The sequence below is a fragment of the Naumannella cuiyingiana genome, from assembly GCF_013408305.1.
In the GTDB taxonomy this organism is placed as follows: Bacteria; Actinomycetota; Actinomycetes; order Propionibacteriales; family Propionibacteriaceae; genus Naumannella; species Naumannella cuiyingiana.
Genome location: NZ_JACBZS010000001.1, coordinates 1546160 through 1570942 on the forward strand (window position 1 = coordinate 1546160; position 24783 = coordinate 1570942).

General features: G+C 70.8%; 23 protein-coding genes. 6 read left to right on the plus strand and 17 right to left on the minus strand.

Translation table 11 applies throughout. The annotated features are described in order from the left end of the window. Positions 1–80 precede the first annotated feature (80 nt). From GGQ54_RS07145 to GGQ54_RS07195, 11 genes are all read right to left on the minus strand, one after another. The gene (locus GGQ54_RS07145; protein ID WP_179444761.1) at positions 81–329 is read right to left on the minus strand and encodes a hypothetical protein; all 249 of its coding nucleotides are present in this window, start codon (positions 327–329) and stop codon (positions 81–83) included. A 164-nt stretch (positions 330–493) separates the two neighbouring features. Next, a complete protein-coding gene (locus tag GGQ54_RS07150; RefSeq protein ID WP_179444762.1) occupies positions 494–1174 on the minus strand; it encodes a response regulator in 681 nt (226 codons plus the stop codon). Further along, entirely contained in the window at positions 1135–2322 is a 1188-nt protein-coding gene (locus tag GGQ54_RS17590; RefSeq protein WP_179444763.1) for a histidine kinase, read from the minus strand. Before GGQ54_RS17590 ends, GGQ54_RS07150 begins: the two co-directional genes overlap by 40 nt. Further along, a complete protein-coding gene (locus tag GGQ54_RS17595; protein ID WP_179444764.1) occupies positions 2319–3233 on the minus strand; it encodes a type II secretion system F family protein in 915 nt (304 codons plus the stop codon). The genes GGQ54_RS17590 and GGQ54_RS17595 overlap by 4 nt, the downstream gene beginning before the upstream one ends. Before the next feature lies 1 nt (position 3234). Further along, complete coding sequence (locus GGQ54_RS07165) at positions 3235–4158, minus strand: type II secretion system F family protein (RefSeq protein WP_179444765.1); 924 nt, start codon at positions 4156–4158, stop codon at positions 3235–3237. After that, the gene (locus GGQ54_RS07170) at positions 4155–5468 is read right to left on the minus strand and encodes a TadA family conjugal transfer-associated ATPase (protein WP_218843746.1); all 1314 of its coding nucleotides are present in this window, start codon (positions 5466–5468) and stop codon (positions 4155–4157) included. The genes GGQ54_RS07165 and GGQ54_RS07170 overlap by 4 nt, the downstream gene beginning before the upstream one ends. Further along, the gene (locus GGQ54_RS07175; protein WP_179444766.1) at positions 5465–5794 is read right to left on the minus strand and encodes a TadE/TadG family type IV pilus assembly protein; all 330 of its coding nucleotides are present in this window, start codon (positions 5792–5794) and stop codon (positions 5465–5467) included. The genes GGQ54_RS07170 and GGQ54_RS07175 overlap by 4 nt, the downstream gene beginning before the upstream one ends. Next, positions 5791–7344 carry a CpaE/TadZ family protein gene (locus GGQ54_RS07180; protein ID WP_179444767.1) on the minus strand — a complete coding sequence of 518 codons (1554 nt, stop codon included), beginning with the start codon at positions 7342–7344 and terminating at the stop codon, positions 5791–5793. Before GGQ54_RS07180 ends, GGQ54_RS07175 begins: the two co-directional genes overlap by 4 nt. After that, complete coding sequence (gene cpaB / locus GGQ54_RS07185) at positions 7341–8045, minus strand: Flp pilus assembly protein CpaB (protein ID WP_218843748.1); 705 nt, start codon at positions 8043–8045, stop codon at positions 7341–7343. Before cpaB ends, GGQ54_RS07180 begins: the two co-directional genes overlap by 4 nt. A gap of 23 nt (positions 8046–8068) precedes the next feature. Beyond that, on the minus strand, positions 8069–8800 hold the full coding sequence (locus tag GGQ54_RS07190; protein WP_179444769.1) for a hypothetical protein: 732 nt from the start codon (positions 8798–8800) through the stop codon (positions 8069–8071). 148 nt (positions 8801–8948) lie between these two features. Further along, entirely contained in the window at positions 8949–9614 is a 666-nt protein-coding gene (locus GGQ54_RS07195) for a prepilin peptidase (protein ID WP_179444770.1), read from the minus strand. 58 nt (positions 9615–9672) lie between these two features. Here GGQ54_RS07195 and GGQ54_RS07200 point away from each other — a divergent pair, with 58 nt between their 5' ends. The 3 genes from GGQ54_RS07200 (at position 9673) to GGQ54_RS07210 (ending at position 12246) form a co-directional block, all read left to right on the plus strand. Beyond that, on the plus strand, positions 9673–10203 hold the full coding sequence (locus GGQ54_RS07200; RefSeq protein WP_179444771.1) for a hypothetical protein: 531 nt from the start codon (positions 9673–9675) through the stop codon (positions 10201–10203). Between the two features lie 124 nt (positions 10204–10327). Continuing rightward, the gene (locus GGQ54_RS07205; RefSeq protein WP_179444772.1) at positions 10328–11785 is read left to right on the plus strand and encodes a hypothetical protein; all 1458 of its coding nucleotides are present in this window, start codon (positions 10328–10330) and stop codon (positions 11783–11785) included. Further along, positions 11782–12246 (plus strand): hypothetical protein, encoded by a 465-nt coding sequence (locus tag GGQ54_RS07210; protein WP_179444773.1) that lies wholly within the window; start codon positions 11782–11784, stop codon positions 12244–12246. Before GGQ54_RS07205 ends, GGQ54_RS07210 begins: the two co-directional genes overlap by 4 nt. On the opposite strand, the gene GGQ54_RS07215 is transcribed toward GGQ54_RS07210, so the two are convergent. After that, entirely contained in the window at positions 12247–14097 is a 1851-nt protein-coding gene (locus tag GGQ54_RS07215) for a VWA domain-containing protein (protein ID WP_179444774.1), read from the minus strand. It abuts the gene before it with no gap. Between the two features lie 126 nt (positions 14098–14223). Between GGQ54_RS07215 and GGQ54_RS07220 the strand changes: the two genes are divergently transcribed. Together GGQ54_RS07220 and GGQ54_RS07225 are read left to right on the plus strand one after the other, a co-directional pair. Further along, positions 14224–15405 (plus strand): FAD-dependent oxidoreductase, encoded by a 1182-nt coding sequence (locus GGQ54_RS07220; protein ID WP_218843749.1) that lies wholly within the window; start codon positions 14224–14226, stop codon positions 15403–15405. 54 nt (positions 15406–15459) lie between these two features. Then, positions 15460–16359, plus strand: coding sequence for an oxygenase MpaB family protein (locus GGQ54_RS07225; protein WP_179444775.1), 900 nt, complete (start codon positions 15460–15462; stop codon positions 16357–16359). Here GGQ54_RS07225 and GGQ54_RS07230 read toward each other — a convergent pair whose 3' ends face one another. Beyond that, on the minus strand, positions 16360–16833 hold the full coding sequence (locus GGQ54_RS07230) for a lamin tail domain-containing protein (RefSeq protein ID WP_179444776.1): 474 nt from the start codon (positions 16831–16833) through the stop codon (positions 16360–16362). A 276-nt stretch (positions 16834–17109) separates the two neighbouring features. On the opposite strand from GGQ54_RS07230, the gene GGQ54_RS07235 reads away from it, so the two are divergent. After that, complete coding sequence (locus GGQ54_RS07235) at positions 17110–19380, plus strand: bifunctional metallophosphatase/5'-nucleotidase (protein WP_179444777.1); 2271 nt, start codon at positions 17110–17112, stop codon at positions 19378–19380. A 78-nt stretch (positions 19381–19458) separates the two neighbouring features. On the opposite strand, the gene GGQ54_RS07240 is transcribed toward GGQ54_RS07235, so the two are convergent. From GGQ54_RS07240 to pdhA, 4 genes are read right to left on the minus strand one after another with little or no spacing between them, the layout of a single operon-like run. Next, positions 19459–21123, minus strand: coding sequence for a peptidase M16 family protein (locus GGQ54_RS07240; RefSeq protein WP_179444778.1), 1665 nt, complete (start codon positions 21121–21123; stop codon positions 19459–19461). A 59-nt stretch (positions 21124–21182) separates the two neighbouring features. Further along, a complete protein-coding gene (locus GGQ54_RS07245) occupies positions 21183–22664 on the minus strand; it encodes a dihydrolipoamide acetyltransferase family protein (RefSeq protein ID WP_218843751.1) in 1482 nt (493 codons plus the stop codon). A gap of 11 nt (positions 22665–22675) precedes the next feature. Beyond that, entirely contained in the window at positions 22676–23650 is a 975-nt protein-coding gene (locus GGQ54_RS07250) for an alpha-ketoacid dehydrogenase subunit beta (RefSeq protein ID WP_179444780.1), read from the minus strand. Then, a complete protein-coding gene (pdhA, locus tag GGQ54_RS07255; protein ID WP_179446478.1) occupies positions 23647–24741 on the minus strand; it encodes a pyruvate dehydrogenase (acetyl-transferring) E1 component subunit alpha in 1095 nt (364 codons plus the stop codon). The genes GGQ54_RS07250 and pdhA overlap by 4 nt, the downstream gene beginning before the upstream one ends. Between the last annotated feature and the right edge of the window lie 42 nt (positions 24742–24783).

A 24783-nucleotide genomic window follows, 5' to 3' on the forward strand; every position in this document is an offset into this window, starting at 1 on the left:
GCCTCCCGATGATCATGAGCAGCAACGACCCCGGGGGCGGGCACTGGGCCCTACCCCCGGGGTGTTGATCCGGCTCTGGCTCACTTGGCTTCCCAGCCGGTGGCTTCCTTGACCTTGGCGATCGCGGTCGAGATCAGGCCGCCGATGTCGAACTGGCCAACCATGCCGATGATCGCGATCACGATCAGGGCCGCCACGGCCACCATGCCCACATACTCCAGCGCGCCCTGGCCGGCCTCCCGGCGCTGCCGCAGCCGGTGCGCGGCCGACTGCACGGCGGAGGCGTTCCACGCGTAGAGGGTGATCATCAGGTTGGTGATGTTGCTCATCTTCGGTTCCCTTCGTCTGGGTCGTGCTGCCCCGGTTGTGATTCTTGGTGTCCTCTGGCCCGGTTTCCCGTGCCGACACCAAGAAAGTTACCGAGCGTCGGCTCTCCCGGCATGGGCCCGAAGACCCAATCCCGGGCCCATTCCACTCCTCGCCGACCCGCCCGTCATCGGGACCCGTCCAGCCACAGCGCGATCGCTTCGCCGCGCCGCGTGACGCCGAGCTTGGCGAAGATCCGGTTGACGTGGTTCTTCACCGTCTTCTGCGAGATGAACAGCGCGCCGGCGATATCGGCATTGGGCGCGCCCTTGGCGATCAGCTCCATCACTTCGACCTCGCGCTCGGACAGTCCGTGGCGTTCGATCAGTTCGCCGTGCGCCGGCCTGCCCACGCTCGCCAGTTGGGCCACGGCCTGGGGCGAGAAGGTGCCCATGCCTCGGCGTGCCATCCGCACCGCGCCGATCAGCTCGTCGGCGGAGAACTGGCCGTGCACCAGATAGCTCCGGGCGCCGCCGCGCACGGCCGCGTTGATCACCTCCGGCGCATCGGAGTAGGTGAGCATGATCACCGCGGTGTCGGCGGCCACCTCGTTGACCGTGGACACCCCGTCCTGGCGTGGCATCCGGACGTCGAGCAACAACACATCGGGATGGTGGAGCCGGACCTGCTCGATGGCCGCGCGCCCGTCGCCCGCCTCGCCGACCACCTCGATGTCGTCCGCCCCGGCCAACAGGCTGCGCACGCCCATCCGGATCACCGCATTGTCGTCGGCGATCACGACGCGGCAAGGCCCGTCGACGTTGATGCTCAGCCCGGCGTCGGTGCCGGGTCGCGCAGTGCCGTCCATCTGATCCTCGTTCCTTCTCCCGGACTCGAGTCGATCTCGAGCTCCCCCGCGACGCGGTCCGCCCGCTCGGCCAGCCCGCGCAGCCCGAAGTGTCCGGCCTTCCGGGCCGCCCGGTCGAGCGCGAACCCGACCCCGTCGTCAATCACGATCAGCGCAACCCGCTCGCCCTCGTCGGCGAGCCGCACGGTGACCCGGGATGCCTCGGCATGTTTGGCGATGTTGTGCAACATCTCGCCGAGGGCGGCGGCCATCTCCTCGGCGACCGGTGCGGAGACGTCGACAGCGGTGACGCCGTCGATCTCGACGGCGATCCCGGTGGCCTCGCCCCAGGCCTGCGTCAGTTCCGAGACCACCTCGATCGTCGGGCGATCGATCTCGCTGCGCCGCAACGAGACCAGCAGCTCGCGGGCCTGCCGGGCCGCGTGCTCCGCGGCCTCGGACAGGCCCTGGGCGGTGCTCGCGGCCAGCTCGGGGTCGCGCTCGACCGCGCCCGGCAACGACTGCGCCGCCAGCGAGATCCCGTACAGGGATTTGCCGACCGAGTCGTGCATGTCTCGCGCCAGCCGGGCCCGCTCCTCGGCGGCGCTGCGCGCCGCGATGGCCTCGGCGGTCTGGTCGCGCGCCTCGACCAGGCGGCCCACGATCTGCCGGATGACCACGCCGATCATGGCCAGGCCGAGCATCAGGATCGGCAGCGCCAGCGCACCGCCGAGCCACAGCCGCGGGTCGAGCTGGCGCGCGGCGCCCTGCAGCGCCGCGGTCGCCCCGGCCAGCATCAGCGGCACGATCAGCAGCACGAGGATCCGCGGCGGAAACAACAACCCGGCCAACAGTGCGGAACAGACGGCGGCCAGGCTCGCCGGGTCGCCCGCCGGCACCGCGAGCAGCACCACCACGGTGAGCGCCAGGTCGAGCGAGCCGAGCAGTGGGTGGCGTACCATCCGGCCGAGCAGGCGATCGCTGCGCCCGAGCACCAGGCTGAACAGCCCGAGCACCGCGACGGCGACGGCGCCGACGAGCCCAGATTCTCCCCAGAAGGCGAATGGTGCCGCGAGCACCAGGCAGATCAGCCGCGCCGTGACGACCCAGCGAACGAGGTGCGTGAACTGCGCATCCTCGATCAGTGCCTGCCCCCCGGCGTCGCTCACCGCAAGGCCCCGAGCAGCTCGCTGAGGTTAAGATCGGCACCGATCACCAGCCCGACGACGGTGAAGATCAGCGCGGCCGGCACCAGGAAGAGCGTCGTCACCAGGGTGATCCGCGGCGCCGTCTCGCCGGCGAGTCGGCGCATCGCCTGGGCGCTGTCGCGGCGCATGTCGACGGCAATCTGGTTCAGGGTCTCCGCCAGCGGCGCGCCGAGCTCCTCTGCCTGCAGGAATGCCGTGACGAAGCTGCGCATCGGGACCGAGCCGGTACGCTCCTGCAGGCCCAGAAATGCCGACCGCAGGCTCGCGCCGTGGGTCAACTGGTCCAGAGTGATCCGCACCTCCTCGGCCAGGGGGCCGTCGAAGCGGTCGGACACCCGGGCGAGGGCCGCCCGGAAGGCGATGCCCGCGCTCACCGTGACCGCCAGGATGTCGAGGAAGTCCGGCAGGTCACGGTCGATCCGGGCGCGCCGGGTGCGCGCGCGCCGCAGGATTCCCGCCAGCGGCAGCCAGAGCGCGCAGATCAGCAGCAGCGGCAGCGCGAACGGCTGGCCCTGGACGATGAAGAGCAGGCCGACCGGCGCCAGCAGGATCAACCAGAACGCGATCCGGCGCAGCACCGTGTCCACCGACACCCCGTCGGGGCGGCCCGCCCGATTGATCGTGCGCTGCAGGTACAAGCTGCCCGCCGGCCCGATCAGCCGCCTGATCGACGGCACCAGCCGCCCGGCCAGCCGGCTCAGCGGCGAGTTGCGCCGCGCCTCCTCGCGCCGCCGCTCGTCCTTGAGCAGGATCAGGTCCTCGGCGTCCAGATAGCTCCCGACATCGGAGCGCAACATTCGGTAGCCGAGCAGGAAGAGCACGAGCGCGCCGGTGGCGGCGAGCGCGGGCCAGAACGCCGAGAAGCCGCCCACCTCAGACGTCGATCCTGGTCAGCCGTCGGACGATCAGCAGGCCCACCGCGATCAGGCCGAAGCCGACCACGAGCGCGATCTGACCGATCAGGTTGCCGGTCATCTTCTCGACGGTGCCCGGCTGCACGGCGTTCAACATCACCAGCATCCCGACGGCCATCGCGGCGACGAGCCAACTGGTGACGCGCGCCTGCGCGAGGGTGGTGCGGATCTCCCGCCGTACCTCCTTGCGGTCGTCGAGGGTACGCGAGATGTCGCGCAGCGCCTTGACCAGCGAGCCGCCCGACCGCGCGCTCACCACCAGGGTCGACATCAGCACCCGGATCTCCCGCGCCGGATGCCGCTCGTACAGCTCGAGCATCGCGGTCTCCAGCGAGGAGCCGAACCGGACGGAGTCGTTCAGGCGACGGATCTCCGACTTGGCCGGCTCGTACATCTCGCGCTCGGCGACCGTCCACGCGGTGGCGATGCTCAGCCCGGCGTTGGTGCCGTTCGACAGCACGCGCGCCAGCTCGGGGATCTGCTGCACCAGCCGCTCCAGCCGGCGTTCGCGCTGTCGACTGAGCCACAGCCGCAGGATCAGGAAGACCACCAGCACCCCGAACACGGCGAAGACCGGCGCAAACAGCACCGACAGCAGGTAGGGCAACACGATGCCGACCACCAGCATGACCGCCGCGACGCCGAGCGGGGGATAGTTCAGACCGGCGGTGCTCAGCTCGCGCTGCAGGTAGCGGCCGACGCGGGTCCGCGTGAAGCGGCGATCGGCGCGGGTGAACGGGCTGCCGGGCGCGACCTCGCGTTCCATCCCCTCCACCACGCCCCGGGCCAGCCGGCGCCGGTCGCGGATCGAGGCCCCGAGCTGGCCCATGCCGACGAAGAACAGCACCGTCGCGACGACCAGCCCGAGGTAGATCAGCGTCATCGCAGGGTCTCCCAGCGCTCCGGCAGTGTCTCACCGCCGAGTTCCAGCAACTGCCGCAGGCGCGGCGGCATCGAGAATCGCTCGAACTCGCGCGATGCGCCGTTCCAGCGCAACATCGTCTCGATCTCGTAGTCGCTGCGGCGCTCGGAGACGACGGCGCCGATCTCGGTCACCCGCCTCGTCCCGTCGGCGTGCCTGGTCAACTGGACCACCAGGTGCATGGCGTTGTTCACCTGATCGCGGATGGCGGCGAACGGCACCTCGATGTCGCTCATCGTGGACAGCGTCTCGATCCTCGACAGCGCGTCGAACGGGCTGTTCGCGTGCACCGTGGACAGCGATCCGTCGTGGCCGGTGTTCATCGCCTGCAACATGTCGAGCGCCTCGCCGCCGCGTACCTCGCCGACGATGATCCGGTCCGGGCGCATGCGCAACGCATTGCGAACCAGCTCGCGGATGGTGATCCCGCCGCGGCCGTCGACATTCGGCGGCCGGGTCTCCAGCCGGATCACGTGCTCCTGGTAGAGCGACAGCTCCGCCGCATCCTCGACGGTGACGATCCGCTCGTGCTCGGGCACGAACTGCGACAGCGCATTCAGCAACGTGGTCTTGCCCGAAGCGGTGCCGCCCGAGACGACCACATTCAGCCGCGCCCGGACGCAGGCCCGCAGCAGTTCCGCGCTCGCCTCGTCGATCGTGCCGCGGCGGATCAGCTCGTCCAGCCCGTAGGCCTTGGGGAACAGCCGGATGGTGACCGCAGGCCCGTTCAGCGACAGCGGCGGCAGCACCACGTTGACGCGGGCGCCACGCGGCAGCCGGGCGTCGGCCGGCAGGCGCGCGTCGACCATCGGGCTGGCCTCGTCGACGCGCCGGTTCACGGCCGAGACGATCCGGTCGATGGTCTGCAGCAACTGGGCCTCGGAGGTGAAACCCGACGGGATCCGTTCCAACCGGCCGTAGCGTTCGACATAGACGGTGTCATGACCGTTGATCATGATCTCGGAGATCGAGTCGTCGGCCAGTAGCGGTTCCAGGACCCCGAGCCCAACCGCCTCGTCGACGACCCGGCGGACCAGGATGGCCCGCTCCCGGGTCGACAAGATCACGCCCTCCCGCGAGATCAGGTGCGCCAGCACCCGCTCCAGTCGGATCCGGCGCTCGTCGCTCGGCATCCGGGAGAGCTCCTGCAGGTCGACCTCGTCCAACAGAAGTTGCTTGAACCTGGCGACCTGCGCGTCGTCGGCGGCCGAGGTCGAATCGGCCGCCGGCAGGTCCCGGCGCGCGAAGCCGGTGCTGAACGAGGTCCTCACGGCATCACCACCTCCCGGACGACCCGGCCGTCCACCGCGGGCAGGAAGTGCGGGCCCTCGACCTCGACGCGGACACCGGAGTCGGGCCCGAAGGTCTGGACGGCGATCAGCGACACCCCCTGCGGCAGGCTCCGCCGGGCCGCGTCGTGCGGCGAACGGCCGAGCGAATAGGCACGCGCGGCATCGCGTGCCGCCTGGTCTGCCGCAAAGCTGGTGTTGACCACGAAGAAGAGCTGCAACAGCATCATCGCGAAGATCATCAACAGCGGCAGCAGCGCCACGAACTCGACGGATGCGGCGCCCGTCTCCCCCCGCCGTGCCCTCATCGCGGTTCCTCCTGGACGGTGTGTCTTGTCTCGATGCCGATCTCGCGCTGCACCCCGGTGCCCAGCAACAGCGGCGAATCCACGCGAACGCTGATCCGATTGCCCGACTGCGTCACCTCGGCGTCGAATCCGGGCGGCAGGGTAGCCCGGGCCGCGACCTGCGGCGGGCTGTCGCCGACCGAGACCGCCCGGGCGGCGGCACTCGAGGCGACGCCCGACCAGACGAAGGCCATCCCGAGCAGGATCATCTGGATGCAGACGACGAGCGCCACCAGCGCGAGCGGAATCAGCGCGGCGGTCTCGAGCGTGATCTGACCGGCATCGTGGGCGCGCCGCCCGGCGGCGACCGGCTGCTGGCCCGGGTCGCCGTCTGACGCATCGGCGGCCGATTCCCGGTACGCCCGCACGACGTCCAACTCCTGCCCGATCGCCCGCAGGCTCTTCCACCAGCGACCGTTGCGCACCTCGGACGGGGTACGCGTATTGCTCGCCCGCGCCAACCCCTGGTCGAGGTCGGGGATCAGCACCTGCGAACGCTCGCCCAGGACAAGCGTGTCGATCGTGTCCTGCTGGATCTCGCTGCGCCGGTCGAACCGGTTGACCACGATCCGCACCTCGCCGGGGTTGACCACCCCGAGGGATTCCCACGCGAGCACCTGCCGCCGCGCGGCGCGCAGCGCCGGAACGTCGGCGGTGACCACCTGCTGCACCACATCGGCGGACTGGACGGCCGCGGCCTGGGCCGCCGTCACCGCCGCTCCAGCGTCGATGATCACCAGGTGATACATCGAGCGCAGTTGCTCCACGATCCGGCGTACCGCCTCGGCGGTGACGTACTCGGTGTCGCGGATCTCGATCGGCGCGAGCAGCAGGTTCAGACCGGATGCGTGGCTCAGCACCGTATCGGCGACGGCCCGCGGCGAGAGGTCTTCGCTGATCTTGGCCAGATCGGCGATGGAGACCCGATGGGCCACGTCGAGGTAGCTCGGCACATCGCCCTTCTCGACGTCGAGATCGACCAGACAGACGCGCATGTCGCGTTCCTGGGTGGCGATGTCCCAGGCCAGGTGACTGGCGATCACACTGACGCCGACACCGCCCTTCGCCCCGGTGACGGTGACCACGCGGCCCGACCCGCGGCCGGCGGTGGCCTCCAGCAGCGGCACGCTGCGGCCGGCCCGCGCCCATTCGAGCGCGGTGCCGATCCGCTGTTCGAGCTCCTCCAGACCGAAGGGATTGACCAGTACGCCACGGGCGCCCATCTCGATCGCCCGCTGGTAGGCGTCCTGCCCGTGCGAGGAGGTGATCATCAACACCGCCAGCGCGGGATTGCGCATCGTGAGATCGCGGATCATGGGCAACACCGCCCCCGGACCGATCCGGTCGTGCACGAACAGCAGCGTGGGCTGCTCCCTGGTCAACACCGACGCGAGCTCGTGGGTGGATTCGGCCACCGAGGCGATCTCGATCGGGGTGTCGATCTGTTCCAGCCGAGAGCGCAGTTCCTGCAACAGGATCTGGTCGGCGACTGCGACCACTGCCTTGGTCATCGGTTGCCCTCCTCGCCCTCGGGCACCGCGGTCCCGCCCAGCTCTTCCGCGTCATAGGTCTTCTGCTCAGACGTCCGGTCCTGCGCAACGCCCGGCGGGAGGCCGACCAGGCGTACCTCCTGGGCGAAGGCGTTGGCGTAGGTGACCGACAGCGCATCGTCGGGCGGCAGGGCGAGCGTCACCGGGATCACGTTCTGCACGGACCTGGCGTCGGCCGATGGCACCTGCTGTTGGCCCTCGACGGAGACGATGCGCACGTTCTCGACCAGGATGCGAGCCTGCTTGGGCAGGCCCGGCACGTCGGCGAAGACGGCGTACACGTCGACCCGGTCGCCGGGCCGCACCCGACCGGCCAGGCCCGTCACCGCGTCGACATTGACCGCGATCTCGCGCTCGGTGGGATCCAGATTGCTCGGCGGGACCAGTGCATCGAGGCTGACGGTCGAGCCGGCCGTGAGCGGGATCGCCGTCACCCGACCGTCGATCTCCTGGCCCTGCAGGACGGTGTTCGGCGCGGCCCAGCGCTCCGGGATCTCGACCGGCGTGGTGTTCTCCTGTGACAGCGGAGTGAACGGCTCCAGGTCCTGGGTGACCTGGTAGACGGTGACCATCGGCCCGACCCGGGAGTTCACATCGCTGACGAACCGGGACACCCCGACGAACACCAAGATCGCCACCAGGCCCGCGAGGATCATCAGCATGACCCCCCGTCGCTGTCGTGGATTCACCTGGCAACCTCCATCAACTCAGTGCTTCCCGAATCGAACGGGAATCCTTGTCTCGAACGACTCTCGGTCGGTCGCTGCAGGCAGAACCGGCAGTGCTCGTCGACGATCATCGCCCCGCACACACGGCACCCCGCGCCCTCGGCCGCGGGCCGGACGGCCGCCAGCCCGCCCAATTGAACCGAACCGCGGGTGCAGTACGGGGCGCCCTGCTCGTCGGGGAAGTCGACCTCGGTCACCGAGAGCCCGCCGAGGGCTTGACGCAACTTCGCCGGCGGCGCTCCCGCCACGCTCCAGTGCAGCCCGCCCTCCGGCTGCGGCGGCTGCCTGCTCAGCCCCGGCTCGCCGACCGTGGCGAACCAGCCCTGACCGACCAGTCCCCCGATCGTCTGCAACGCATTCGGGCGCGGATCGGCGAGGCCGCCGAGCCGCGGGTGCCAGACGACGCTGCGGCTCCGGTCGGACAGATCCTGGACGATGGCCACCGCCTGTCCGGGGTCGTGCCAGAGCCGGCCGCGGCCGGAGTCGATGGTGACGGCGAACGCCATCAGCCCGAAGGCGTGGTGCGGCAACGCGAGGACCGCGCACGCGACTTCGGGCATAGCCGACGCCAACACGTGCTTCTGGCGGGCGGTCTCGATCTCGGCGTACTCGGGAGCGAGGACCAGTACGTGTCCGCTCGACTGGCGCCGGCGTACCAGGTCGAACAGTGCCGACGGTGCGTCGCCCATCAGCCCCGGTACCGAACCGAAATCCGGGCATCCCTTCACCACAACGAGCATCCGGGCCTCTCCCCCATTCGAGCGCTGTTGCGCGATCCCGGCCGGACGGTAGCAGAGCAGCGTGTCGCCCCCTCCCGGCCGGAAGCCGCCGGTCTCGTCAGGCGGACAGGTTCGGCAGGCACAACCACAGGTACGCCCCGATCAGCATCGCGGGCCCGAACGGCATGTGGGAGCGGCGGTCCGAGCGCCGGGCCACGAGCAGAAACCCGGCAACCAGCCCGCCGACGACGAACCCCGACAACATCCCGAGCGCCGCGACCAGCCAGCCGGACCAGCCGAGCAGGAGACCCAGCACCCCGGCGAGCTTGACGTCGCCCAGGCCGAGGCCGGAGCGGCCCGCGCCGATCAGCGCCAGCGCCAGGTAGCCGGCAAAGGCGATCGCGCCGCAGGCGACGCTGCGCACGAGGGCCTCGCCGGCGCCGGACGACCAGGCCGCGGCCGCCAGGCCGGCCAACGCCACGGCGTACCCCGGCAGGACCAGCCGGTCCGGCAGCCGACGCACCTCGATGTCGATGAAGCCGAGCACCACGAACCACACCACCGCCACCACCAGCAGCCCGGCGACGATCGGCTCGTCGGCGCGCAGCACGGCGACCGGAACGGACAGCAGCGTGCTGAGGATCGGTACGGCGGCCACCGGGAGCGAGTGGTGCAGTTCGTCATCGTCACGGCGATAGCCGCGCCCGCGCAGCCAGATCGCGGCGACAATCCCGCCGACGGCGCCGAGGCCGACCAACGCGAGCGTCACAACGGGTGCTGGCACCGGGGCAGCCAAGCACAGGAGCGGGGCCACCACAACGGCGAGTGGCTACGCTGACCACATGTTCCGACGATCCGCGACCATGATCGCCGCCCTGCTGGCCGCCTGCGCGATGGTGCTGGGCGCGTGCACGGCTGCGGACGATCCGGCCTACGTCGAGGACGAGGTCGGCAAGATCAAAGTGGTGCGACCGAGCGCCTGGCAGTCCCCGCTCCAGGTCGAGGCGCCCTGGACGGTCGGCTATGCACTCGCCCCGGACTCGGTGGAGCAGATCCAGGTGTCGGGCGACTTCGGGGAGTACACCTCCGCCGCCGAGGCGATGGCCTCGCTGATCGCCCAGGCCCAGGTGTCGCTGGAGGGCTTCGAGATCGTGGAGACCCGCGATGTCGAGCTGAAGGGCGCGACCACCGGCCAGCTCGTCCGCTACACGATCGATGATCCCCAGGGCAATCAGGTCTTCGGGACGTGGATCATCGGCGCCGTCTGGCCGTATCCGCAATCGGTGGCGGTGTCGATCCTGACGCCTCGGCACGATGCGGAGCTGGAGCGCCGCGTGCTCGACTCGATCGTGGTCTCGCCGACCCGGGAGTGACCGGTCGCGCGGCACGCGGCAATGGGGCCCGCGATTGGGCCCGCGGACCTACGGTCGATGACCTGTTCCCCAGTAGCGTTCCGGACGAGTGACGATCAGCGGTAGCGCGCGTGGAGGAATGACTGTGGGCATCAGGAGCGTGGTCTCGGACCGGTGGCAACGGCTGCGCGACGCCGGACGCGAGCGGGGCGCGGGCGCGCTGGAGTACGCCGCGGCGACGGCGCTGGCCGCGGTCATGGTCGGCTCGGTGGCGCTCACGGCGAACAACGGCCAGATCGGAGCGGTGATCCCCGAGGCCGTGTGCCAGGTGCAGAAGGCAGCGAAGTTCGGCAGTTGCACCGCCCCGACACCGACCACTCCGCCGAGCACGAATCCGCCGCTCGATCCGAAGCCGCCGAAGTGCCGGGTCTCCCGGAAATCGGAGAAGGTCACCAGCGTCGTCAAGATCGGGATCTTCAAGTTCGGCGAGAATGCCGGCTTCGTCGAAACCGTCTACAGCGACGGCACCGTGACGTACACGGTGACCGACGGGGCGACGATCGGGCTGGAGACCGGTTTCGGAGGCAAGTTCGACGTCGGCAAGATCAAGGCGGGGGCCAAGGTCGACTTCGGCGGGGGGCTGAAGTTCGACTACGGCAGCACCTGGACCTTCGCGAACCAGGACGAGGCCGATGCCATGCGTACGCAATTGGACGACTATCTCGCCCAGCAGCAGATGCTGAAGGGCAGGGGCGGCGCCGGGTACGCGATCTACCTGTCCCTTGCGAACAAGTGGGTCGATCCGCCCAAGCCGCCGAACCAGTCGGTCAGCACCGTGACCCTCGAGGGGGACATCGGCGCACGCGTCGGCATCGTGCCGCCGTGGGCCAACAAGCCCAAGGAGGGAGACCCGCCTCCGAAGCCGGGCACCAAGCCCAACATCAATCTGGCGAATGGCGGCCTCAAGTTCGGTGGTTCCGGCAAGTGGACGACCGTGCACGACTCGACCACGGGCAACACCACCTACACCACCAGCGGCGAGGGCTACGGATCGTTCGTCGGACAGCTCGGTCCGGTCGACGGCGAGGGCCGCGCGCTCTACGGCCAGGACGTGTCGATCACCCGGGACAAGAACGGCAAGGTGGTCAAGATCGAATTCACCACCACCCGCGAGTCGAGCCTGAACGGCAAGGGCAAGATCGGCACCGGCAAGGGCAATGCCTCCGGGTCGAAGAAGAGCGCCAACGCCGAGGTCGTGACGACCACGCTCAACGTCGAGACCGACGCGCAGCGGGCAGTGGTCGATGACTGGATCAACAACGACGGCCGGCTCAACGACGCCCGACTCAACCCCGATCGCCCGGACAGCAGCGACCCCTTCCAGATGCTGCTCTACAACAACGCGCAGGTCAGCACCGTGCAGTACAACAACATCACCGATACGACCGGCTTCGCCGCCGAGGTCAAGCTGGGCCTGACCCTCGGCGTCGACTTCTCCCTCGAGACCGCCACCTCGCGCGCCGTCTCGGCCTCCTATCTCGGGCTGCCGGATGCGGGGGGTGTTCGGCAGCCCGTCGACAACCCCGAATGCGTGAGCAAGTGAGCGGGCTCCGGCAGCCGCCGGGCGGCTCGGCGTACCGCACCGCCGAGCCGTCGACCCGCACGCGTCGGGGGCTGACCTGGCCGATGGCCGTGTGCCGGTTGTTCATCGGCTGCACCGTCGGGCTCTTCCTCGGCGTGGTCGCGAGCGGCCTGATCCTCGATCTCGCCGACGCCCCGCGCCAGGCGCCGACCTTTTCCGGGGTGGCCATCGCGGCCGCCGGTGGCGCGTTGTCCGGGGCGGCAGCGGCACTGCTGGTCCCGCGGCGCGGGCCGGCGTGGTTGCTGCCGGCCATCAGCACCGGACTGTGCGCCCTGATCGCGACCTGCTTCATGATGGTGACCGCGTTCCGCGCGCCGTGGTACGCCCGGCCGGAGCCCCTGGCCTCCATCGGCACCGTGCTGATGATCATCGTCGGGCACGCGGTGGTCTCGGCCCTGGTCTGGCGTACCCGCGGCCGCTGATCAGCGCCGGCGACGCAACGCCAGCAACCCGGCACCGGCCGCGGCGACCAGCAGCAGGACTCCGCCCAGCACCGCGCCCCAGATCGGGAAACCGAAGCCCGGGGCCGACGCTTCTGGGCCCTCGGGCGATTCGCCCGGTGTGCCGGCCGACGGCTGCGCGCTCGGCACCGGCTCGGCGTACTCGGGCAAGCCGTCCGGCTGGCCGTCGACGGCCACGTCGAGGCGGATGTCCAGCGGGCGGCCGACCTGATCGGGCCCGACCGAGGCCACCTCCACCGCGATGAAGTAGTCCCCGCCCTGGGACGCCGCGGCGACCGTGCGGCTCTCGCTCTCCCGGTTGCGCACGCGAATCTCCGGGGTCGCGACGCTGACCGTCTGGGCGTTGCCCGCCTGGATCACGGCGGACGCCCCCTCGCCGAGGGCCGCGCGACCCGGGGCGAACAGCCCGATCCTGCTGGTCACGACCTCCGCCGGGGTGGCCATGCCGTTCTTGGCGCCCGGCCTCGGCACCGTGAGCGACGCCCGCAACTGCTGGCCCGGCTCGAGCGGCACCCGGTAGACCCGGGTCTCGCCGACGGTGATGGTGTCGTCCCAGCTTCCCGTGCCGACATCGGGCGCGTCGCTGAACGCGGTCCCGCCGTCGACCTCCTCGACCTTGCCGCCGCTCACCGCGCGTGCCTGCGGTACGCCGTCCTCCGGTGGCGGCAGCCGGTCGAGATTGGTGATCGCCGGCTCGTCGTCGATCATCAGCTCGATGTCGGTCGCCGCGTCGTTGTTGAACGCGCCGGCCTGCCGGCTCACCTCCAGCACCAACGGGCCGGCGGCACAGTCCGGATTGCTGGTCCGGTCGCTGCGCACCCCAAGACCCACCACGGCCGCCGCCTGATAGGCCGCCTGAGCCGTGCTCGAGCTGTCACAGGAATCCCCGCCGGGGGTCTGCAGGTCGATGCCCCAGATGTCCTGGTTCATCCCGTCGGCGGTCGGCGCCGCCGTGATCGCGGCGAACCCGGCGCTGATCGTGCCGCCCGGGGATCGCTCGATCCGGTAGTACTTCTTCTCCCCGGGGCGGGCGATGGTGTCGAGGTATTGTCCGGCGGCCAGCGGCGGCGCTCCGTCCGGGGCGCTCGCTCCGGACACCGGCTGTCCGTTCAGCCCGAACGGTCGCAGGGCGCGGCGCGCCAGGCGGCGGATGGACTCGGCCAGGTCCTCGGCGTCGTCGGCGTCGTAGTAGGAGCCGTTGCCGGCGTCGGCGATGCACCGCAACTGCTCGCGGGCCTTGGCGTTCACGCCGAATCCGACCGCATTGAACTGCAGGTCGACCCCGGCATCGGCCAGCTTCTTGGCCGAGGCGCAGGGATCGGGTACGCAGTTCTCCTCGCCGTCGGAGATCAGCACCACCATCCGCTTGCCGCTGTCACCGAGGTCGCCGACCGTCTGCTCCAGCGCGTAGGCCATCGGCGTCTCGCCCTTGGCGTCGAAGGAGTCCGCGGCGGCGTACATCTTCTGCTTGTCCAGCGGGCCGAGCGGCATCACGACCTTGCTGTCCCGGCAGGCCTTGGGGTTCTCCTCCTTCGGCTCGGCGATCTCGGAGCCGTAGACCCGCAGCCCGACCTGGGTGCCGGCCGGCAGGGCGTCGGCGACCTGGCGCAGTGCGCTGCGGGCGGCGGCCAGGCGCGTCTCGCCGGACGGCAGCTTCTCGTTCATCGAGCCCGACACGTCGAGCAGCAGCATCACGCGCGCGGCATCGTCCGGGCCGGCGGCCCGCACCGTGCCGGGCGCGAAGATCAGCGACAGCACCGCCAGCGGCGCGATCAGCATGCGAACGACGGACGCGCGCGATTTCGTGAACACCGATCGCACCTTCCTTCCGTGGGTCAGGCTGCACTATGCCAGCTTCCATGCGCGCGGTGGAGGTTGCTCGGCACACCGGGCGCAGGCTCGTCCGGCGCGTGCGACCGTCCTGCCATAGTGGGCGGGGTGATCGACAATCTGCCCGGCTGGGACGACTCGGCGCGGGTGCGCGAGTGGCCGGGCCTGCCGGCCGTGACGGGTACGCTGCGCGCCGACGCGTGCGTGATCGGGCTCGGCGGTTCGGGGCTGGCGGCGATCGAGGAGCTGCTCGACCGCGGCGCCTCGGTGATCGGCATCGACGCCGGGCGCGTCGCCGCGGGCGCGGCCGGCCGCAACGGCGGTTTCCTGATCGGCGGGCCGGCCGTCCCGCTCGCCGCCGAGACGCCCGGCTGGGATCTGTCGGACAAGATCGAATTGTGGCGGCGCACCCGGGTCGAGCTTGATCATCTGGAGTCGGTACTCGGGTCGACGATCATCACGCGCTGCCCGTGGATCAACATCGCCGGCATGATCGGCGGCCCGCGCAGCGCCGAGGAGGAGGCCTGGGAGGCCGCGGAGTATGCACGCCTCGACGCCGATCGTCGGGCACTGCGGCGGATCGGGATCCGCGCGGTCGAGCACGCCGACCCGCTCGGCCGGGGGTTCGCGGTGCCCGAGCAGGCGCGGATGAATCCCGCCGAGCGTGCGCTGCGGCTGGCCGAGCTGGTCGTCCAGCGGGGCGCGAGGTTGTTCGAGCACAGCCGGGCCAAGGTGATCGGGCCCGGCCGGGTGACACTGGCGGACGGAGCGATCGAGGCCGCGATCATCATCGTCGCGGTCGACGGGCGGCTCGACCTGCTGGTGCCGCAGCTCGCGCCGCTGGTGCGTACCCATCGGCTGCAGATGCTGGCAACCGCGCCGCTTCGCCGAAGGGTCCTGCCCCGGGCGGTCGTCAGCGCGCGGAGCGGCTATGAGTGGTTGCAGCAAGATGCCGCGGGACGGCTGCTGCTCGGCGGCGGCCGGGACCGGCACGCCGCCGACGAGCAAACCCCCGATGACCGGCCGACGGCACCGGTGCAGGACTGGATCGAGACAGTCGTGGGGCGCGTCGCCGGTCCGGGCGTACCGATCACCCACCGGTGGGCCGCCTCCGTCGGCTACACCGAAGATCAGCGGGCGCTGTGCGTACCGGTCGACGAAGGGGTGGTCGCGGTCGGCGGCTACTCCGGCCACGGGAACCTGGTCGGCCCGGTGGCCGCGCGGGCCGCGGTCGCGCACGCGCTGGCGGGCGAGCCGATCGGCGGCTGGTTCCGCTCGACCCTCCCGTAACTGGTCGCGGCCCGCGCGACCTCGGCGCGCGCCGGGGCGAGCTAGCGTGGCGAGATGCCACCGATCCCCCGGCCAGCGATCCCCCGCGGCGAGATCGCCGCGTTCGCCCGCGGCAGCGTCCGGAGGGCGCGGGTGGCCACGGCCGACGCCATCCGGGACCGGATCGCCGGTGCGGATCGGCGCGAGCGGGCCCGGGAGATCTGGGCCACGCCGGGCCCGCGTCGGTTCGCCCCCGAGGATCCGATCTGGCGCGTGCACAACGATCCGGCGATGTTCACGGGTGGCCTGGCCGCGCTGCTGCTGCAGTCGCTGCACCCGCTGGCGATGGCCGGCGTGGCGGGGCACAGCGGCTACCGGGGCGATCCGTGGGGCCGGCTGCAGCGCACCAGCGACTACATCGCCGCAACCACCTACGGCACCGTCGAGGAGGCCGACCGGGCGATCGGCCGCGTGCGGGCCATCCATGATCGGGTACGCGGCCGCGACCCGCGCGGGATCGCCTACCGGGCCAGCGATCCGCACCTGCTGGCCTGGGTGCATGCCGCCGAGGCGACGGCCTTCCTCGCGGCCTACCAGACGTTCGGGCCCGCGCCGCTGACGCCGGCCGACGCGGACCGCTATGTCGCCCAGCTCGGCGGGATCGCCGCCCGGCTCGGGGTGATCGACCCGCCGGGCGACACCCGGTCGCTGCACGCGGTGATCGAGGCGTACCGCCCGGAGCTGCAGGTCACGCCGGCGGCGCGCGACACCGCGGCCTTCCTGCTCCGCGAGCCGCCGCTGCCGGCCGCGGCCCGGCCCGTCTACGCCGGGCTGGCGGCGGGCGCGGTCGCGCTGCTGCCCGGCTGGGCGCGGCGCGAGCTGGGGCTGCGGCCCTCGCGCGGCGGGCGGTTGGCCGGGTCGGGCGCGACCCGGCTCACCCGGTGGGCGCTCACGGGCGCGCCCCCGCACCGATGATCAACAGCGCTTCGTGCCGGTCGCGTTCTTCTGGTATGCGCAACTGGTGACGACCCTGCTGCCACCCGGGGCGAGCAGGTAGGCCGTGTCCCCGGTGTTGTTCCAGACGTAGCTGGTCTTGCCCCAGTAGAGATCGCGCGATCCGTTGCGGCCCTTCCCGGTGTGCACGATCACGGACGTCCGCGGCTTCAGCGTGAAGCCCCGCGGGAAGGCGTACACGTGGTTCTGCTTGTCCTTGATCCGGTAGCCGGTGAGGTTGATCGACTTCGAGCCGGTGTTGCGCAGCTCGATGGTCTCGCGGACCAGTTGCCGGTTGGTGTTGTGGTCGGGGCCGGAGGGGTCGGCGACGAAGCTGCCGAACCGCAGCGGCGAGGCGGCGTGGGCCGGCGCGGCGGAGCCGAGCAGGGCGCAGGCTGACAGCAGGGCACAGATCATGGCGGGGGCGAGGATGCGGGCGAGGCGAGGCAGGGGCATGGCGACTTCCTTGTACGCGGGGTGCTGACGGCAGGGTCACCCGCCGGTCGGCGCCCGCGCGGGCTCCGATCGAGGGATGAGGAGGGTTTGCCCGCACGTTCGGAGAGGCCGTCGCCGCAGGGCGAGCATAAGTTAGCCCTCTTAACTGTCGCGCGCAACTTCGCTGTCGCCGGCCGTTGCGGTGAACACTCCGGAAACTTCGGCGACACCTCTTGCCAGCGAGGCGGCGGGCATCGAAGAGTGGGGGTCTCACGCCCGATTCACAAAGGATTCCCCATGCACAAGTCCGGTTGGCTGCGGATTGCGGCCTCCGTCTGCGCCGTCGGCCTGATCGGCGGCGCCGGCGCCTCGGTGGCGCAGGCCGCCCCGTCCGAGACGCCGAACCCGCAGGAGCGGGCGGCGGCCGCCGACTGCGCCGCTCCGGCCCAGCTCACCTTGCTGAACTTCAACGACTTCCACGGCCGCATCGCGTCGAGCCGCCCGGACACCGTGCAGTTCTTCGGCACCATCGAGGAGCTGCGCGCCGAGGCCGGCGAGGAGAACACGATCGTCGCCGCCGCCGGCGACTCGATCGGCGGGTCGCTGTTCGCATCCGCCTCCCAGCGTGACCAGCCGACGATCGACGCCTTCAACGCCGCCGGCGTGGACACCGCGGCCGTGGGCAACCACGAGTTCGACAAGGGCTTCGACGATCTGACCGGACGGGTCATCCCGGCGGCCGACTTCAGCTATCTCGGCGCCAATGTCTACGACAAGGGCACCGAGAACCCGGCGCTGGAGGAGTACGAGATCTTCGAGCGCGCGGGCCTGCGCGTCGCCGTGATCGGCGCCGTCACCCAGGAGACGCCCGACATCGTGGTCAAGGAGGGCGTCGCCGATCTCGACTTCGGCGATCCCGTCGCCGCCGTGAATCGGGTCGCCGACAAGCTCACCGATGGCGACGACGCCAACGGCGAGGCCGATGTGATCGTCGCCGAGATCCACGAGGGCGGCCCGGACGGCGGCGGTTCGCTGGCCGAGAACGAGCAGGCCCGCCCGGCCTTCGCCTCGCTCGTGCAGGACCTGAGCCCCAAGGTGCAGGCGGTCTTCACCGCGCACACCCACCAGGCCTACGTCTTCGACGGGCCGGTGCCGGGCACCGACCAGACCCGTCCCGTGACCCAGGCCGGCAGCTACGCGGGCCTGGTCACCCGGGTCCAGCTCAATGTGGACCCCGCCACCGGCGAGACCTGCACCTACACCGCGGAGAACCTCGAGCTGACCGACACCCCGGTCGATGACCTGGTGGCCGAGTACCCGCGCGTGGCGCAGGTGCAGCAGATCGTCACCGATGCCCTCGCCGAGGCGGCCGAGATCGGCGAGGAGCCGATCGGCAAGGCCGCGGGCGCGCTGGCCAGGCCGGGTCGCTACGACCCCGCCGAGGGCCGCTACATCGACGACCGCAGCGGTGAGTCGACGATCACCAATGCCGTGGCGAACATGTTCAGCGACGAGTTGAGCGAGCGTACCGGCCAGACCGTGATCGGCGTCCAGAACCCGGGCGGTACGCGTGCCGATCTGTGCGCCCCGTCGGGTGATCAGAACAACCCGTGCGCCGACGAGGCGTTCACGATCACCTACGGGCAGGCGGCCTCGATCCTGCCGTTCGCGAACACGCTGATGACCACGACGCTGACCGGCGAGCAGTTCAAGACGATGCTGGAGCAGCAGTGGTCGGTCGACGAGGACGGCAACGTGACGGGATCGTTCCTGCGCCTCGGCCTGTCGGACGGTGTCTCCTACACCTACGACGAATCGCGCGAGTTGGGCGACCGGATCACCTCGATCACCATCGACGGCAAGCCGATCGACCCGGCTGGTGAATATGTCGTGGGTTCGGGCAACTTCCTGCTCGGCGGCGGCGACAACTTCCATGTCTTCACCGAGACCACGCCGGTCGACTCCGGCCTGGTTGATCTTGATGCGTGGGTCTCTTGGCTGCGCGGAACCGAGGACGATCCGATCGCCCCGTCCTTCGTCAAGCGCGGTCTGGCGGTCACCCCGACCCCGACCGAGCTGAAGGTCGGCGAGCCCACGACGATCAAGGTCGATCAGCTCGACTTCACCGGCGGCTTCCCGGTGCAGAACACCGAGCTGATCGCCACGATCGGCGATGTCGAGGTCGGCAGGGCCGCCGTGGCCGACGGTTCGGTCGCCGCCCTGACCCTGAACCTGCCCGCGTCGGTGCCGAACGGCGAGCAGCAGCTCGTGCTCACCGCGCCGGACTCCGGCACCACCGTGTCGATCCCCGTCACCGTGAGCGGCGGTTCGGCCGTGACGCCCACCGGCGAGCCCAGCCCGACCGGCGAGCCGACCGCGTCGCCCAGCCCCACCGCTACGCCCGGCCCGACCGGCACCGCCTCGCCGAACCCCGGCCCGGGTGACGGCGACGGCTCGGGCCCGCGCCCGCCGCTGGCCGACACCGGTGGCCCCGCGGGCCTGATCGCCCTGATCGGCCTCGGTGCCGCCACCGCCGGCATCGCCATGGCATCGCGCCGCCGCGGCTGATCCAGCGGGTACGCAGAGCGCGCCTCGGCCTTCGGGCCGGGGCGCGCTTCGCGTTTCGTCGCGGCAAGCGGCGGGTCCTCAGTCGTCACCGTCGGTGAACAGATAGGTCCCGGCGACGAGGGCTCCGAATCCGACGGCGGCGCAGAGCAGCCACAGACGGTTCCAACCGAAGAACGGCGCAGCCAGCATGCCGAGCCAGGCGACGGTCAGACCAATCAGGCCCAACACTCGGATGAGGTCTCGTCGCCAGGTGGGCAGGGACTGCCCAATCGCGCGCAGGTTCGCCCACAATGACAGCGGCAGGGGGATCTCGTCGACCCGCCGGCGAGGTCGTGGCAGGTGCAACTCCGCCGGCACCATCGCGTCCAGCGATCCGGCAAGACCCTCGCCGTCCGACCACAGAGTGGGCTCGATGACCGTGGCCCATCCGGATCTGTCGATGAGGTCTCGCCGGCCATCTCGATAGCTGATCATCCCGACGAGCTCATCGGTTCGCGTCGATACCCCTCGGTCACCGTCCCAGAGCTGAACGGTGTCTCGCGTGATGATCAACCGCGAGGGATCGAGCGGCGCCCGCGCGCGGCGAACCGATCCGGCGATCTGCGCTGATTGCGCGGGCCGCGTCAGCGCACGCAACCCGCTGGGCCAGCCGCTGCCCGGACCGATGCCGACCATGAGCGAGCCCAGCAGTTGCTGTGCCGCCGCAGCGACCGCGTCGGCATCGATCGATGCCAGCTCGGCCAACCTCTCCTCCGTAGTTCTCACCGGGCGCCCGTGCAGATGATCATCTGCCGCCAGATGGGCGAATGCCATCTCGCGATACGGATCCCTCAGGTCCTGGTGGTACCGCTCGATGACGTCCTTCACGACGCGATCGGCGAGGCCGCCCTCGGCGGCACACCGGACGATGTCGATCATCGCCGCGGGAAGACCGGCTCGCAGCCGCGCGTTGGCATCGCTGCCGCAACACACGATGAAGGTCGATCCGTCGACTCGCTCGTGGATCGACCATGGCGCGTAGGCCCCGCCCACGGCGTCTCGGAAACGTCGGTGCATCAACTCCTGCAACACGGCGGCCAGCACGTCGGGATGATCGGTGACGGCGCCGGACACGACCGCGGGTAGATCTGGTACCCGGTAACCCACGGGGAGGTCGTCCTCCACCGGCGCCGCCCGGACCAGCGGCCGAAGGCACCCGTCGGGCAGCTCGAGGACGAGCCCGTCGGGCGGCCCATCGAGCACCAACGCGGCATTGCCGTTGGTGAAGTGTTCGCGCATCATCCGGGCCAGCACGGCAGCCTCCGCCCTGACCAGCCCGGGCTCGTCATAGTCCGCCAGTCCCGGCCCTTGCGCGCCGTAGCGCTGAGCAAGCGCGGTGCGCATCGGGCTGTGAGGACGCGCAGCCGACTCCGCGCGTAACACCGAGAGCTCGCGCTGAAGGTGAGAGAGCTCGGGGTAGGCGAGCCATCGGCACGTCCGCGTCAACGCTTCGATCACCCGGTCCCGCGGCCCATCGGCGCTCAGCCGACACATCAACAGACCGACGTGACCGTTCATCTGCAGCGCGCCGCGATCGCCGTCGGCCAACGCGAGGTGTTCCACCAGGTGAGTCCACCCCGACGTGGCGAAGGTCTCGTCGGCGAGCCCGCGTCGGAAGATCAACGAAGCCGACAGCGTGGGTCGCCCCGTCTCGACCCAGAACACCGGCACGCCGGCGACATCGCCCGCCCGCACCCCCGCCATGCGGGGACGATAGCGGAGCGGCGCCGTCGCCGCCGTCCTTCCGCGCCGCCGTGCAGCGACTAGTACAACAGCGCGGTCGCGGGGTCGGACAGCAGCGCGGCGACATCGGCGAGGAAGGTCGACCCCTGTTCGCCGTCGACCAGCCGATGATCGAAGCTCAGCGCGAGGGTCATCACCGACCGTGGCTCGATCCGCTCGTCGGCACCCGAGCCGACGACCCACGGGCGACGCGCGATCGCGCCCATGGCGAGGATCGCGGCCTCGCCGGGGTTCAGGATCGGCGTACCGCCGTCGATGCCGAACACACCGATATTGGTGATCGTGATCGTCCCGCCGGACATCTGCGCCGGTTGGGTACGCCCGGCGCGGGCCGTGCCGATCAACTCGCCGAGCGCCTCGGCCAGGCCGAGCAGCCCGAGCCGCTGGGCGCCCTTGATGTTCGGCACGATCAGTCCGCGCGGGGTCGCAGCGGCGATGCCGAGGTTCACGTCGCCGTGGAAGATGATCTCCTGCGCCGCCTCGTCCCAACTGGAGTTGACCTCCGGGGTACGCGCGGCCGCCAGACAGACCGCCTTCGCGGCGAGCAGGGTCGGCGACACCTTCACCTCGCGGAACTCCCGACGCTGCCGCAGCCGCTCCAGGAACTCCACGCTCGCGGTCACGTCGACCTCGACCCACTCGGTGACATGCGGCGCGGTGAATGCCGAGCTGACCATGGCGGTGGCGGTGGCCTTGCGGACTCCCTTGATCGGTACGCGACGCGCCTCCAGCCCGGCCGGCTGCGGGGCGATCGCGGCGGGCTGCGCCGCAGCACCCTGATCGGCTCCCCCGGCGAACGCGAGCACGTCATCGCGGGTGATCACCCCGCCGGGCCCGGTCGCGGGGACCTGGGCAAGATCAACGCCGCGGTCCTTGGCAAGCTTGCGCACCGGCGGCTTGGCCTTGGGCCGCTGCCCGTTCCCGGTGGCGCCGGCGAGCGACGGCGGCTCCTTCGGTGGGGGCAGCGGCTCACCGGACGGTTCGGCCGGTACGCCCTTGATCGGATCGCGCTCGTCGGCACGCCGCGACACCGGCACGGACGTGTCGAATGCCGCGCTGAGCTGCTCGTGGGTCTCGGCTGCGGACTCCTCGGCCACCGGGGTGGCGGCCCGGCGCGCCCGCCGCCGGGTCGACCCGGCAATGGCGCCGTAGCCGACCAGGTTGGGGGTGCGTTCGGCGGCCTCGTCGGCGCTCGGCGCGGGCTCGCTCGGCGCCGCGGCGCTGGGCTCGCCCGGCCGATCGGCGTCGCCGGAGCCGTCGTCGCCGGTGCCGTCGTCAATCGCGATGATCGGCGTACCGACGTCGACCATCTGGCCCTCGTCGACGAGCAGCTTCGCGACCGTGCCCGCGAACGGGCTGGGCAGCTCGACGATCGACTTCGAGGTCTCCACCTCGACCAGGATGTCGTTGATCTTGACCTCGTCACCCTCGGCGACGTGCCAACTGATGATCTCCGCCTCGACCAGGCCCTCGCCCGGGTCGGGCAGCTTGAACTCCTTCATCCCCACCCTCCTCAGTACGCCAGCGACCGGTCGACCATGTCGAGCACCCGATCAAGATCGGGAAGATACTCGTGCTCGACCCGGCTCGGCGGGTAGGGGGTGTCGTAGCCGGCGACCCGCAGCACCGGCGCCTCCAGCTCGTAGAAGCATTCCTCGCTGATCCGGGCCGCCAGCTCCGCGCCGAGACCGAGCGTCAACTGGGCCTCGTGCACCGTGACGACGCGACCGCTGCGGCGTACCGCGTCGAAGATCGTCGGCAGGTCCAGCGGGCTCAGCGTGCGAAGATCGACAACACCGACGCTGCGCCCCTCCTCCTGGGCCGCGGCGGCGGCATCCAGGCACGTCTTCACCATCGGCCCGTAGGTCAGCAACGTCACGTCGGTGCCGTCGCGCACCACCCGGGCGCTGTGCAACGGGTCCGGGGTGCCGGCCTCGTCGACCTCGCCCTTCTCGTGATAGCGCCGCTTCGGCTCGAAGAAGATCACCGGGTCGTCGGAGGCGATCGACTGCTGCAGCATCCAGTAGGCATCCGAGGGATTGGCGCAGGCCACCACCTTCAGCCCCGGGGTGTGGGAGAAGTACGCCTCGGGCGACTCGCTGTGGTGCTCGACCGCGCCGATACCCCCGCCGAACGGGATCCTGATCACGATCGGCATCGGTACCCGCCCGCCGGAGCGGTGCCGGAACTTCGCCACCTGGGTGACGATCTGGTCGTAGGCGGGGAAGACGAACCCGTCGAACTGGATCTCCACCACCGGTCGGTAGCCGCGCAGCGCCATCCCGACCGCCGTGCCGACGATCCCGGACTCGGCGAGCGGGGAATCGATCACCCGATCCTCGCCGAAGTCCTTCTGCAGACCCTCGGTGACGCGGAAGACACCACCGAGCCGGCCGATGTCCTCGCCCGCGAGCACCACCTTCGGGTCGGCCTCCAGGGCGCGGCGAAGCCCCGCATTGAGCGCCTTGGCCATGGTCAACTTCGTCATCGCGCGGCCTCCGGCTGCTGATCAACATCGAACGAGGCAGCGTACTCGGCGTACGCCTCCCCCTGCGCGGCCAGCGGCGGATGCGCATCGGCATAGGTATGGGCAAAGCTCTCGGCGAGCTCCGGATCGGGCAGGGCGAGGCAGTCCCGGCGCAGCTCGGCGGCAAGATCATCAGCCTCGACGCCAAGATCATCGAACCACTTCTGGTCGACGGCTCCGGAGCGCTGCAGCAGCGCGCGTACCCGCTCGATCGGGTCCTTCAGCTTCCAGTGCTCCAGCTCGTCGGCGAGCCGGTACTTGGTCGGATCGTCCGACGTGGTGTGCGCGCCCATCCGGTAGGTGAAGGCCTCGATGAAGGTCGGGCCCTCGCCGGCGTGGGCGCGCCGCATCGCCCACTCGGTGACGGCCTGCACGGCGAGGACGTCGTTGCCGTCCACGCGTACCCCGGGGAACCCGAATCCGTGCGCGCGCTGGTAGAGCGGTACGCGGGACTGCCGCGTGGTCGGCTCGGAGATCGCCCACTGGTTGTTCTGGCAGAAGAACACCACGGGCGCGTTGTAGGAGGAGGCAAAGATGAACGCCTCGTTGACATCGCCCTGGCTGGTCGCGCCGTCGCCGAAGTAGGCCACCACCCCGGCATCGGTGCCGTCATTGTTGCCGACCCGGCCGTCGCGCTGGATGCCCATCGCGTACCCGGTGGCATGCAGCGCCTGCGCGCCGATCACCACGGTGTAGAGATTGAACCGCAGCTCCGCGGGGTCCCAGCCGCCGAGGCTGACGCCGCGGAACAGTCCGAGCAGCGTGACCGGCGGGATGCCCATCGTCCAGGCCACACCGTGTTCGCGGTAGGTCGGGAAGACCACGTCGTTGGGGCCGAGCGCGCGGCCGGAGCCGACCTGGGCGGCCTCCTGGCCGAGGAGCGGCGCCCACAGCCCGAGCTCGCCCTGCCGTTGCAGGGCGGTCGCCTCGGCATCGATGCGCCGGGTGAGGACCATGTCGCGGAGCAGGCCCGCGATGGCCTCGTCGTCTCCGGAGAACTCGAAATCCGGATGCGCCACGCGCTGACCCTCGGGGGTCAGCAACTGGATCATGTCGTCGCCACCGCTCGCGGTGCCTTGACCAAGGTCAGTCAC